Origin of the sequence: Atlanticothrix silvestris CENA357, assembly GCF_016056295.1 — a bacterium.
Lineage (GTDB): Bacteria > Cyanobacteriota > Cyanobacteriia > Cyanobacteriales > Nostocaceae > Atlanticothrix > Atlanticothrix silvestris.
Window position 1 is genome coordinate 1 of record NZ_JAECZB010000049.1, and the last position, 11,383, is coordinate 11,383.

An 11,383-nucleotide genomic window follows, 5' to 3' on the forward strand; every position below is an offset into this window, starting at 1 on the left:
CCTTCCACATGTTGGGTGTAGCTGGTGTATTTGGTGGTAGCTTGTTCTCTGCAATGCACGGTTCTCTTGTAACATCTTCTCTAGTACGTGAAACAACCGAAAGCGAATCACAAAACTACGGTTACAAATTCGGTCAAGAAGAAGAAACCTACAACATCGTAGCTGCTCACGGTTACTTCGGTCGTCTAATCTTCCAATACGCTTCCTTCAACAACAGCCGTTCACTGCACTTCTTCCTAGCTGCTTGGCCTGTCATCGGCATCTGGTTCACAGCCTTGGGTGTAAGCACAATGGCATTCAACCTCAACGGTTTCAACTTCAACCAGTCTGTGATTGATTCTCAAGGTCGCGTCATCGCTACCTGGGCTGATGTCATCAACCGCGCTAACCTGGGTATGGAAGTAATGCACGAGCGTAACGCTCACAACTTCCCTCTCGACTTGGCTGCTGGTGATGTTGCTCCTGTTGCTCTAACCGCACCTGCCATCAACGGTTAATTCTCAAGTATTAAAACTGAATAAAAAAACGCCTCCCAGTTCTGGGGGGCGTTTTTTATGGGTATGTGGTAATTTTCTGTATAATTGCTACTTGGATTGCACAGATCATCATACCCATGAAAGTAGAAGTTGTGCCCCACGACCCGACATGGCGTGGCAAATTTGAGATTGAATCGAAGCTTGTGGCGTTAACGCTAGGTGAGAATGTAATTGCTATTCACCATATTGGCAGCACAGCAATTCCCAATATTTATGCCAAGCCGATCATTGATATTTTGGTCGAGGTAAAAGACATCGCTTTGGTAGATCAGTGTAATACTGCGATCGCAACGTTAGGTTACGAAGTCATGGGTGAGTTTGGCATCCCCGGTCGTCGATACTTTCGTAAAGACAACGAAATAGGTACAAGAACGCATCATGTTCATATCTTCGCCGTGAACTCACCAGATATAAAACGACATTTGGCGTTTCGAGATTATATGATTGCCCATCCGGAAGATGCACAGAAATACAGCGAATTGAAACGTCAGTTAGCAAACCACTATCCCCACAATATAGATAAATATATGGATGGGAAAGATGGTTTGATCAAGGAGATGGAGACAAAGGCATTGGAATGGTGGCGATACTAGAACCTTGATTGGAGAATTTGGTTAGGGATTCAGACGCACTACCAAATTCTCTAACTCACTTGAACTACTGACTATCTTTCGGTTCAAACATCAAGTACGTACCTCCCAGCCCTTCTACAATTGTGCGGGTATTGGCAATCATCATTTTCTGATAGGTGTCTGCTTCGCTTCCTGGTTCACCCAGTCCATCAGTCAGCAATTCTCTTTCGGAAACTTTCACTTGCGCTTCTCTGACTACAGATTGCACCAAATTAGAGTTCATTGTCGTCTCTGCAAAAATTGTCGGTACTTTAGATTGTTGAAGGTTTTTAACCAAGTTTTTCACTCGTGTATTTGTTGGTTTTTCGTTAGTGCTAAAACCTACTAATGAAATACCGTATGCTTTGGTGTAATAACCTAGTGCATTATAAGTTGTTACTAATTTGGGTTGCTTGATGGGAATGCTGGCAATTCTTGACTTGATCCAACTATCCATCTGGGTTAGTTCATTTTTAATTTGCCTGGCATTGTCGCTATAAGCAGGTGCATTGCTAGGTTCTAATTTTCCTAGGTTGCTACTAATTATCTCTACCATCTTGATAGCATTCTTGGGATTGTGCCAAATGTAAGGGTCAGTTACCTTTTGACCCTTTTTCTGAAACTGTTGTGGCTTGGGAACTGCTAGTTGACCAACAGCTATTTTGGGCGCAGAGTTTTTAGTTGCTTTAATTATTTTTATCAGCCCTGGTTCCAAATTATAGCCATTGTAGAGAATGAGATTTGCTTGGTCAATGGCTTGGCGGTCTTCTGGTTTTGGCTGATATAAATGAGGATCTGTACTAGGAGAAATTAAACAAGCGAGGTTAATTGTATTGCCCGCAACCTGTTTAGTTAAGTCACACAGCACACTTGTAGTTGCTACAACTTGAGGTAAATTTTCGTTTACTGTGGTGGTTTGAGTAAAAGAGGTGCTGGTTGCTTGATTTACACACCCCATAAATCCTATCGTCAAGGCAATAAAGCTAGCTCGTAAGGAATTATGTGATGGTGATTTTTCTGACATCATCAACTCCTGCTGGGTATACAAAAAAGATAATGGCGATCGCTAAAGAATTGGTAAGATGCTAAAGTTTTCAGACCGGGGGTACAAGCACAATCATGGGTGATGCTTCCGGTGAGTGATGTAATGCAAATCTCCTCACTGTCTGCTGAAGCATCAGCAATTACGCTAAAAGTCGCAAATATAACGACATGCTCAGGTGGTTAAATTGTGGAATGTAGTGAGGATGGGGCGTATTGCTCATACAGGGTGATTTCGCAAACCAAGTCGTGAACCTAAAGCAATTGTAGCGGTGGTTTTGCGAGGTGTGGACATCTGGTTGTGACGAAATTGGCAAATTGAGTGTTTTTTCGGAGAATAGCAGAGTTTATTGTAAAAGAGACTAGGGGCTAGGAATTAGAGGCTAGAGTGGTATATTCCATCTTTATGAAAATCGGTATACAAGACTAAGTTATGCTTTTTAGACCTGGGGACTGAAGATTTTAACCTCAACTAAATAAGAAGCTTCTTCTCGTTTGAGCATTCTCTCAATTAATAAAGGCACAGCTGTGCTGTGCCCCTAAAATATCTATAAATCGTAACTTTATCAAAAGCCGACAGATGGTAACTTGCCTTGTAGAATCTGAGATTTAGCCTGAACGCAACTAGCACAATTGCAACCAACTTGATCCATTATGGGATTAGATGCTTGAGATAACTTTGGTATCACCAAGTCGGTAGTTTGTTGCGTAGATACTACCGCAATTATTTGTGTAGCAGTTGCAGATTGAAAACTAGATGCTTTTGCCGGATTGGCGACTAGTAATATAGATGCGAGAATTACAGGACAGGCAAGCAAGATCAGTTTGGCTATGTTCATAATTAACACTATAGGTAGTAGTATTGATACAGCATAGCCAATTTTATCGGCTACCTTCAACCTTGATTATTAAGTGTTGGTTAAGTACGCCCAAATCCTTGTCCCCGTAAAACTTTTGACCAAATCAATAATTCACCCTTATCACCGCCTGCGGCAAGCAACCTGCCTTGGGGATGCCAAGCTAGGCTAGAAAACCCTGTTGAAACACCTGTAAGAATTTGCGATACTTGCTTGGCTCCCTTCCATAAACACAACCAGCCATCAGCAGCAGCAGAAGCGAGAAGAAAACTTTTGGGTGCAAAGGCGATCGCAGATATCACATCCACATGATTAGTTAAAACTTGTGCTTCCCAACCTAAAGAGTCATCCTGCAACTTTTCCCACACTACAATGCCTTCAACGCTAGAAGAAGCTAGCAGAGGCGCACCAAGTTTAGTGTTAGCTTCTGACCACGCAAGTTGGCGAATTTTACCAGGAAAGCCACGCATCACCCAAGGATCGGGGTTGTTCCATTCTAAAACGGTGACGCTACGATCCATATTGCCAGAAGCCAAAAATTTGCCATCGGGCGACCAAGCCATCGCAACACTGACACTTCGCATATCTAGGGTGTATGGTTCTTCATCCCAGTTTTGAGCGTGCCAAATCTTGATTCCCTTATAACCGCCAATAGCTAAGTATTGTCCATCGCTACGCCAATCAATACCCAATACCGATGAATTGTCGAAATTTAGCGTTACGACAATCTCACGAGTATCGGCATCCCAGACTTGGACATAACGCCCCAAACTGAAAGCTAGTTGGTTACTGGTGTGACTCCAGGCTAGCTTGTCTACCCATGCTGGGGCATTTTCTAAAGTGGCGATTAATTCAGTTTCCTGCCAAATTTTTACCTGTCCATCCTGGCCACCAACGGCTAAAAACTTGCCATCTGGGGAAAAAGCCAGACAGTCTACCGATTTACCGTTACCAGTTTGTAAGATTGTGAAGTCGCCATCATTCCACAGTACAACTTCCCCAGCGGCGGAAGTTGCTCCTAAGATTGTATTTTGTGGCGACCAGGCGATCGCGGTCACATAATCTGAAAGCGTCCCTGAATAGTGTTCTTCAAATTCCTTGGATTGGTTGATTGTGGATTTCATATTTGTTAGGTACTGGTTACTGGGTATTAGGAAATAGGGATTGGGACAATTCTTTTCTATTCCCTGTCCCCTGTTCCCTGTTCCCTGTTCCCTGTTTAAGCTAGACAAGCAAGAAAATCTTGTTTGAGTTTGGCTTCATCAAGATTACGACCAATAAAGACCAGTTCGTTTTTAGGAGTTTCGGTTGGTTTCCAAGGGCGATCGGGTCTACCATCAAATATCATGTGTACCCCTTGGAACACAAATCGATTATCTTCTCCAGCGATATTTAATATGCCTTTCATCCGAAAGATATCTGGGCCTTGAGTACGCAATAATTCAGACAACCAAGCGTTTAATTTTTCTCCATCAACTGCGCCTGCTTCTACTAAAGCTACAGAAAAGACACTTTCGTCGTGTACGTGAGCATCTTCACCTAAGAAATTTGGATCAATTTCTAAAGCGCGGTCTAAATCAAAAGCTTTTACACCCAAAAGCGCGTCCATTTCTAGTTCCGAGTTGTGGGTACGATAAATTTTAGCCATAGCATTCATCGCCCGAATCCGCTTTTCTAATTCATCTAACTCTGCTGGAGCTACTAAATCAGTTTTATTAAGTAAAATTACATCGGCAAAAGCAATTTGCTCTTGTGCTTCGTCTGCCTCCCAATGCTGCCAAATATGTTTGGCATCTACAACTGTTACTACCGCATCTAAAGATAGTTTTCCTTGTAAATCTTCATCGACAAAGAATGTCTGAATTACTGGTGCAGGATCGGCTAGTCCAGTAGTTTCAATTACTAAATGGTCAAACTTATAACGCCGCTTCATCAAATTATTGATAATGCGAATTAAGTCACCACGTACTGTACAACAGATGCAACCGTTGTTCATTTCAAAAATCTCTTCATCTGCATCAATAACCAATTGATTATCAATGCCCACTTCCCCAAATTCATTAACAATCACAGCAACTTTCTTGCCATGTTCGTAGGTGAGGATGTGATTGAGTAGGGTTGTTTTTCCTGCCCCCAAATAGCCAGTCAGAACAGTAACGGGAACTGAATTTGTAATTACGTCAGCTACCATACTCTAAATTCCTCTTAATCTCACCGTATGGATAATCATTATCACCTATCATAGTCTTTTTATGATTGTGGCGGTTTTCAGCCAGCATTCTTGTAAGTTTTTTCTCCAGATCTCAATTCAATTTCCCATCAATTACCCTGTAGAATTATGAATAGCAATATTAATATTTGTAAATTTAAGTCTCAATGCTTAATATTTCTATTGACAAAAGCCAAACCCGTATCGTCGTTATTGGTGCAGGAATAGGCGGACTCACTGCTGGGGCATTATTAGCTCGTAGAGGTTACAGTGTCTTAATCCTAGACCAAGCCCTTGTACCGGGAGGCTGTGCTTCCACGTTTAAACGGCAAGGATTTACCTTTGATGTAGGAGCAACTCAGGTGGCTGGGTTGGAACCAGGAGGTATTCATCATCGCATTTTCTCAGAATTGGCAATAGATTTACCAGAAGCAACTCCTTGTGATCCTGCTTGTGCAGTTTATTTACCTGGAGAAAGTACACCCATTAATGTCTGGCGTGACCCAAAGAAATGGCAAGAAGAACGGCAAAGGCAGTTTCCTGGTAGCGAACCGTTTTGGCAGTTAATGGCAACATTATTTAATGCCAGTTGGGAATTTCAAGGACGCGACCCCGTATTACCGCCGCGTAATTTGTGGGATTTAGGGCAGTTAATCCAAGCAGTACGTCCCAGTACATTTATTACCGCACCCTTTACCTTATTTACTGTAGGAGATGCCTTACGGTTATGTGGATTGGGAAATGATTACCGATTGAGAACTTTTTTAGATTTACAACTGAAGTTGTATTCCCAAGTGAATGCAGATGAAACTGCATTACTTTATGCCGCAACGGCTTTAAGCGTATCCCAATTGCCCCAAGGGTTATTTCACCTCCAGGGTAGTATGCAAGTACTAAGCGATCGCCTTGTACAAGCCTTAGAAAGAGACGGTGGCAAATTGTCTATGCGCCACACAGTCGAGCAAATCAAAGTAGAAAATGGCAAAGCTACTGCTGTAGTAATTAGAAATCAGAAAACTGGTGAAGTTTGGACACAAACCGCTGATCATATAGTTGCTAACGTCACTGTGCAAAATTTAACGCAACTATTAGGAGAACAAGCGACCTTTGGCTATAAAAATCGAGTGGAAAAATTACCCCAAGCATCAGGTGCGTTTGTGGTGTATTTGGGTGTAGATGCCAGCGCTATTCCCCTTGATTGTCCACCCCACCTACAATTTATGTACGATGCCAACGGCCCCATTGGCGAAAATAATTCCCTATTTGTCTCTGTCAGCCATGCTGGTGATGGTCGCGCCCCAGATGGTAAAGCTACAATTATCGCTTCTTCCTTTGTTGATCCTGCACCGTGGTGGCACGAAGATTATGAAGGACTCAAACAAAAGTATACCCAAGAGGCGATCGCTCGTCTTAACCAATACTTTTATTTGAAACCAGAAACAATTATTCATCAAGAAGCCGCAACACCACGCACCTTTGCTCGTTACACAGCTCGCGATCGCGGTATAGTTGGCGGCATTGGCCAAAGAATACCAACCTTCGGCCCCTTTGGTTTTGCCAATCGTACACCCATAAATCATCTGTGGTTAGTTGGTGACTCCACACATCCAGGGGAAGGTACTGCTGGGGTAAGTTATTCGGCGCTGACAGTAGTTAGACAAATTGAGGCTAGGGGTTAGGGGCTAGGGGTTAGAGGTTAGGGGTTAGTATGTCAAGTAATAATTGACGAATAGATTTGCTGTAAAGACGGCGATTTATCGCGTCTCTCCAACCGTCAAAATGAAAAGCGCTGTATCTTACTTAATTCAGTTGCAGATCAAAAAACCTGCAATTTATTCTTCAAATCACTTGTAACTCATAGTCATTTCGACTATGATTTATTTAAATAAATCTTTAGATAAACAACTCCAGCGATGGAAAGCCTTGTCATTGGTGTAATCGCCAGTTTAGGAGCAGGACTTGCCACAGTCATCGGTGCCTTACCGGTTTTACTGCCAATAAATCTCACACAGCGAGTGCAGGGAATTATGCTGGGGTTTGGTGGAGGAGTGATGTTAGCGGCAACATCATTTTCATTAATATTACCCGGTACAGAGGCAGCGATCGCCCAAGGTTATTCTCAAGCTAATGCCGCTTTAATAATGGTGGCAGGGATTTTATTAGGTGGACTATTTTTACAACTAGCCCATCGGTTTATGCCCCATGAACACTTTTTTAAAGGTAAAGAAAGCTGTCATGGCAATAACCTCAAACGAATTTGGCTATTTATTGCTGCAATTACTATTCACAACTTTCCGGAAGGATTAGCCGTAGGAGTTAATTTTGGCAATAACAATATTACTGATGGAATTCCTCTAGCTTTAGGAATCGGCTTACAAAACATCCCAGAAGGTTTAGTAGTTGCTTTATCTTTAGTGGCTGAGAAATATTCAGCAGGTTATGCTGTGTGGATTTCGCTACTTACAGGTTTAGTCGAGCCAATTGGTGGTTTGATTGGTGCAGGTGTGGTGAGTATAGCTAATTTTGTTTTGCCTTGGGCTATGGCATTTGCAGCAGGGGCGATGTTATTTGTAATTAGTGATGAAATTATTCCCGAATCCCATCGCAAAGGCTTAGAAAAAGAAGGAACTATTGGTGTAATGATTGGTTTTGTTGTCATGATGTTTTTAGATATTGCTTTGGGGTAAAAAGTTTTGACTTTTGAACGTTAAATTATTTCTTAATTACAAGGAGAGAAATATGAACTTTATTCGCTTTGAACACATCAACCTTGCTTGCCAAGACATTGAAGTCAGCAAGAAATTCTACCAAACAATTTTCCCTGATTGGTATGTACGCGCTGAAGGTGTATTTAATGGAGATCGCTGGATGCATTTTGGCAACGACCAATTTTATCTGACTTTGAATAACCATCCTGAACAACAGCGAGTGCATCAAGCATACGAAAGTATTGGTATTAATCACGTTGGTTTTGTAATTAAAGATGGCGAAGCTATGACCAAGTTGCTTGATGCTGAGGGCATCGAGTATTACACAATGACAGCATCTGAAACTAAACATAGAATTTATATCAATGACCCAGATGGTAATGAGATTGAGTTAGTTGAATATCATCCAGAATACGCACTTAAGTAATTGATTAGTAATAAGGAAAAACTTTATGAGTACAACTCAAAAAGTTGCAGTCGTCACTGGTGGAAATCGTGGTTTAGGATTTGAGACTTCTCGTCAATTAGCGAAAAAGGGATATCAGGTAATTCTCACTAGTCGGGATGAAGCAAAAGGCCAAGCTGCGGCTGAAAAGTTACAAGCTGAAGGATTAGATGTAATTTTTCATCTCCTTGATGTCACCAATCATGAAAGTAGTAAGCAATTGGCTGAATTTATTCGCCAGCAGTTCGGCAAAGTTGATGTATTGGTAAATAATGCAGGTATATATATCGATGATCAAGCAGGCGAAAATAGCATTTTTGATGCCAAAATTGACATTTTAGAGCAAACAATAGAAACCAATGTTTACGGTGCATTGCAAGTCACTCAGGCGTTAATTCCCTTGATGAATGAAAATAACTATGGACGTATCGTTAATGTTTCTTCCGGGATGGGACAGCTACATGATATGGATGGAGGTTCCCCAGCATATCGCATTTCTAAAACGGCTTTGAATGCTTTGACTCGAATTTTTGCTAGTGAATTAAAAGGCACAAATATTTTAGTTAATTCTGTGTGTCCAGGTTGGGTGAAAACTGATCTGGGTGGAGCAAAAGCACCACGAACTCCAGAACAAGGAGTTGATACAATTGTTTGGCTAGCAACCGCTGCTGATGGGAGTGCGACTGGAGGATTTTTCCGCGATCGCCAACCGATTAATTGGTAACAAAATATTTCACAATTGTTAAATTCTTCCGAAGAAGTCAAAATATAAAGTTTTCCTGACTACCCAAACAAAAACATATCCTAAAAAACAAAGACAGCTATGGTTCAGGCGATCGCATTTCTAGAAAACTCCCAAATTGGGGATCAAAATGTGTGGGCTGATACAATAGTTGTCAAATAACTGTTATAAGGTTTGAAAACCCTTTACTTTTACCCTTATAGTGGAATGTTCCGCTAAAGAAGCACCAGAGCGATAGGGAATTATTCTTAAACCAAGTACGATTGATATTCGTCAAACGTAACATTGGTAAAAGTGTAATTAATTTCCTCCGCCCTGGTGATTTATTTATTTGTGGCAGCTAGCCTAATACAATTCAGAAAAGCTTTTTTCGCGTCAATTGGTAAATAATTTTACTTAATGACTTGGTATCTTCGTGGTTAATCAATTTTGCTCGCTACAAAAACACTAAAAGTAATACTCTCAAATGGCGCTTTATAATCAATCCCAGCATAAACTCTTCTGCCAAGGGTAGGATGAAGGAAAGAATAAATTAGCTTTGCTTGTAATGAATCCGGCTGAAACTCACAACCAAAACAATTCTCATAATCCTTTTCTCACCCTCAACTACGAACCAGCTTTGGAGTCTTTGGGTAATGATTACTACGACGAAGTTGTAGCAGCGGAATTTCCTCAACACATCCTCCGCTGGCGTAATGACGCAGTGTTACCCTGTTTAGGACTAGACACTCAAAAAGTAACAAACGAAGATTTTATCACTGCCTTTGGTAAATTTCAGGGACGTAAGCCATTGTTAGCGCTGCGTTACCACGGCTATCAATTTGGTGAATATAACTCTAGGTTAGGTGATGGTAGAGGCTTTCTCTATGGACAAGTCCGCGCCACTGATGGCGAACTCTATGACTTTGGCACAAAAGGTTCTGGTACAACACCTTATTCTCGTGGTGGCGATGGGATGCTCACCCTTAAAGGCGGCGTGCGAGAAGTTTTAGCAGCGGAAGCACTGCACTACTTAGGGGTACGCACCTCCCGCTGTTTGACCATGATTGAAACTGGTTTAGCCCTGTGGCGGGGTGATGAACCTTCACCTACTCGCTCATCTGTCATGGTGAGGATGAGTAGTTCTCACATTCGTTTTGGTACTTTTGAGCGCTTGCACTTTTTCCGCCGTCCAGATTTAAGCAAAAAGCTATTAGACCATGTAATTGAGCATTATTACCGCCACTTACTGGGAGAAAAAGATAAATATGCTTTATTTTATGCAGAATTAGTCAAACGGATAGCAGAACTAGTAGCGCAGTGGATGGCTGTTGGTTTTTGTCATGCAGTACTTAACACGGATAATATGTCAATTACTGGTGAGAGCTTTGACTACGGCCCCTATGCATTTATTCCTACTTATGATCCATACTTTACGGCTGCATATTTTGACTATTACAGACGCTACTGTTACAGCCATCAACCAAGTATTTGTAAGTTAAATTTAGAGTTGCTCCAAGAACCGTTAAAGGCAATTATTGATCCAGGTGATTTGGCAGCAGGATTAGCAAGCTTTAATAAATATTATCAGGTAAAATATCGCTCCTTGATGTTGAAAAAATTGGGTTTCGAGGAGTTATGTTATTCAGAAGCAGATGAGCTTTTAAATCTAACGATTAAATTTCTGCAAGATAGTCAAATTGGTTATCACGAGTTTTTTTATGAGATGGCTCGTACCTTTTCACCCAAATGGCGAGATGAGCCTGCATTGGTAATGAGTACTTCTGATATTGTGCCAGCTTCAGGTACATCCCCAATTTTTGATGACTGGTGCGTACTGTATCACAAAATTTTGAATTATTTCGACCTTGAGCATTTAGATGTAATTTCTCAAACATTGACCAATCAAAATCCTCAAACTGCATTGTTAAGACCAGTGATTGAGTCAGTTTGGGAACCCATATTTCAGGAAGATAATTGGCAACCTTTTGATGAATTAATTAAAAAAATTCAGTCTGGAAGTTAGTCAAGATACAAGGACTATTAAGCTAATTTTAATTCAGCACTCTCAATGGAGAGCTTTACAAACATCCTATTGTCTATCGCAAAAGAGATAATACATGTAGATATCAAGCTAATAATTAACTAGATAAAACTCCGTTGGAAGAGTCTTCTTTCCTGTTGTCTGCTAATGAGCTAAGTGAGTTTATAAATCAAAGTGGGCTGATATATAATTTACTTCAAATAGCATAAAT

Annotated in this window: 10 protein-coding genes and 1 pseudogene; 7 read left to right on the forward strand and 4 right to left on the reverse strand. The window is 41.2% G+C overall.

Annotated features, from left to right (window positions below):
• Together I8751_RS15775 and I8751_RS15780 are read left to right on the forward strand one after the other, a co-directional pair.
• Window positions 1-497, forward strand: a pseudogene (locus tag I8751_RS15775) (photosystem II q(b) protein); the annotation flags it as partial.
• A gap of 65 nt (window positions 498-562) precedes the next feature.
• The gene (locus tag I8751_RS15780; protein WP_318780335.1) at window positions 563-1,129 is read left to right on the forward strand and encodes a GrpB family protein; all 567 of its coding nucleotides are present in this window, start codon (window positions 563-565) and stop codon (window positions 1,127-1,129) included.
• Between the two features lie 64 nt (window positions 1,130-1,193).
• Here the strand turns inward: I8751_RS15780 and I8751_RS15785 are convergent, their stop codons facing one another.
• The 4 genes from I8751_RS15785 to I8751_RS15800 all read right to left on the reverse strand — a co-directional run bounded on the left by I8751_RS15785 (window position 1,194) and on the right by I8751_RS15800 (window position 5,236).
• Window positions 1,194-2,171 carry a metal ABC transporter solute-binding protein, Zn/Mn family gene (locus I8751_RS15785; RefSeq protein ID WP_214440240.1) on the reverse strand — a complete coding sequence of 326 codons (978 nt, stop codon included), beginning with the start codon at window positions 2,169-2,171 and terminating at the stop codon, window positions 1,194-1,196.
• A gap of 583 nt (window positions 2,172-2,754) precedes the next feature.
• The gene (locus I8751_RS15790) at window positions 2,755-3,027 is read right to left on the reverse strand and encodes a hypothetical protein (protein ID WP_214440096.1); all 273 of its coding nucleotides are present in this window, start codon (window positions 3,025-3,027) and stop codon (window positions 2,755-2,757) included.
• 80 nt (window positions 3,028-3,107) lie between these two features.
• Entirely contained in the window at window positions 3,108-4,169 is a 1,062-nt protein-coding gene (locus I8751_RS15795) for a WD40 repeat domain-containing protein (protein ID WP_214440097.1), read from the reverse strand.
• 95 nt (window positions 4,170-4,264) lie between these two features.
• Window positions 4,265-5,236 (reverse strand): CobW family GTP-binding protein, encoded by a 972-nt coding sequence (locus I8751_RS15800; RefSeq protein ID WP_214440098.1) that lies wholly within the window; start codon window positions 5,234-5,236, stop codon window positions 4,265-4,267.
• A gap of 185 nt (window positions 5,237-5,421) precedes the next feature.
• On the opposite strand from I8751_RS15800, the gene crtD reads away from it, so the two are divergent.
• From crtD to I8751_RS15825, 5 genes are all read left to right on the forward strand, one after another.
• Window positions 5,422-6,933: a C-3',4' desaturase CrtD gene (gene crtD / locus I8751_RS15805; RefSeq protein WP_214440099.1), complete on the forward strand. Its 1,512-nt coding sequence runs from the start codon at window positions 5,422-5,424 to the stop codon at window positions 6,931-6,933.
• Window positions 6,934-7,167: 234 nt separating this feature from the next.
• Entirely contained in the window at window positions 7,168-7,941 is a 774-nt protein-coding gene (locus I8751_RS15810) for a ZIP family metal transporter (RefSeq protein ID WP_214440100.1), read from the forward strand.
• A gap of 52 nt (window positions 7,942-7,993) precedes the next feature.
• Window positions 7,994-8,389 carry a VOC family protein gene (locus I8751_RS15815; protein ID WP_214440101.1) on the forward strand — a complete coding sequence of 132 codons (396 nt, stop codon included), beginning with the start codon at window positions 7,994-7,996 and terminating at the stop codon, window positions 8,387-8,389.
• A gap of 25 nt (window positions 8,390-8,414) precedes the next feature.
• The gene (locus I8751_RS15820) at window positions 8,415-9,131 is read left to right on the forward strand and encodes an SDR family oxidoreductase (protein WP_214440102.1); all 717 of its coding nucleotides are present in this window, start codon (window positions 8,415-8,417) and stop codon (window positions 9,129-9,131) included.
• 565 nt (window positions 9,132-9,696) lie between these two features.
• On the forward strand, window positions 9,697-11,154 hold the full coding sequence (locus I8751_RS15825) for a protein adenylyltransferase SelO (protein WP_214440103.1): 1,458 nt from the start codon (window positions 9,697-9,699) through the stop codon (window positions 11,152-11,154).
• Window positions 11,155-11,383 lie beyond the last annotated feature (229 nt).

Bases quoted from the DNA above. Each gene is read 5' to 3' on its own strand.
- I8751_RS15785 (WP_214440240.1), bottom strand. From the start codon at position 2,171: ATGTCAGAAAAATCACCATCACATAATTCCTTACGAGCTAGCTTTATT.
- I8751_RS15790 (WP_214440096.1), bottom strand. From the start codon at position 3,027: ATGAACATAGCCAAACTGATCTTGCTTGCCTGTCCTGTAATTCTCGCA.
- I8751_RS15795 (WP_214440097.1), bottom strand. From the start codon at position 4,169: ATGAAATCCACAATCAACCAATCCAAGGAATTTGAAGAACACTATTCA.
- I8751_RS15800 (WP_214440098.1), bottom strand. From the start codon at position 5,236: ATGGTAGCTGACGTAATTACAAATTCAGTTCCCGTTACTGTTCTGACT.
- crtD (WP_214440099.1), top strand. From the start codon at position 5,422: ATGCTTAATATTTCTATTGACAAAAGCCAAACCCGTATCGTCGTTATT.
- I8751_RS15810 (WP_214440100.1), top strand. From the start codon at position 7,168: ATGGAAAGCCTTGTCATTGGTGTAATCGCCAGTTTAGGAGCAGGACTT.
- I8751_RS15815 (WP_214440101.1), top strand. From the start codon at position 7,994: ATGAACTTTATTCGCTTTGAACACATCAACCTTGCTTGCCAAGACATT.
- I8751_RS15820 (WP_214440102.1), top strand. From the start codon at position 8,415: ATGAGTACAACTCAAAAAGTTGCAGTCGTCACTGGTGGAAATCGTGGT.
- I8751_RS15825 (WP_214440103.1), top strand. From the start codon at position 9,697: ATGAATCCGGCTGAAACTCACAACCAAAACAATTCTCATAATCCTTTT.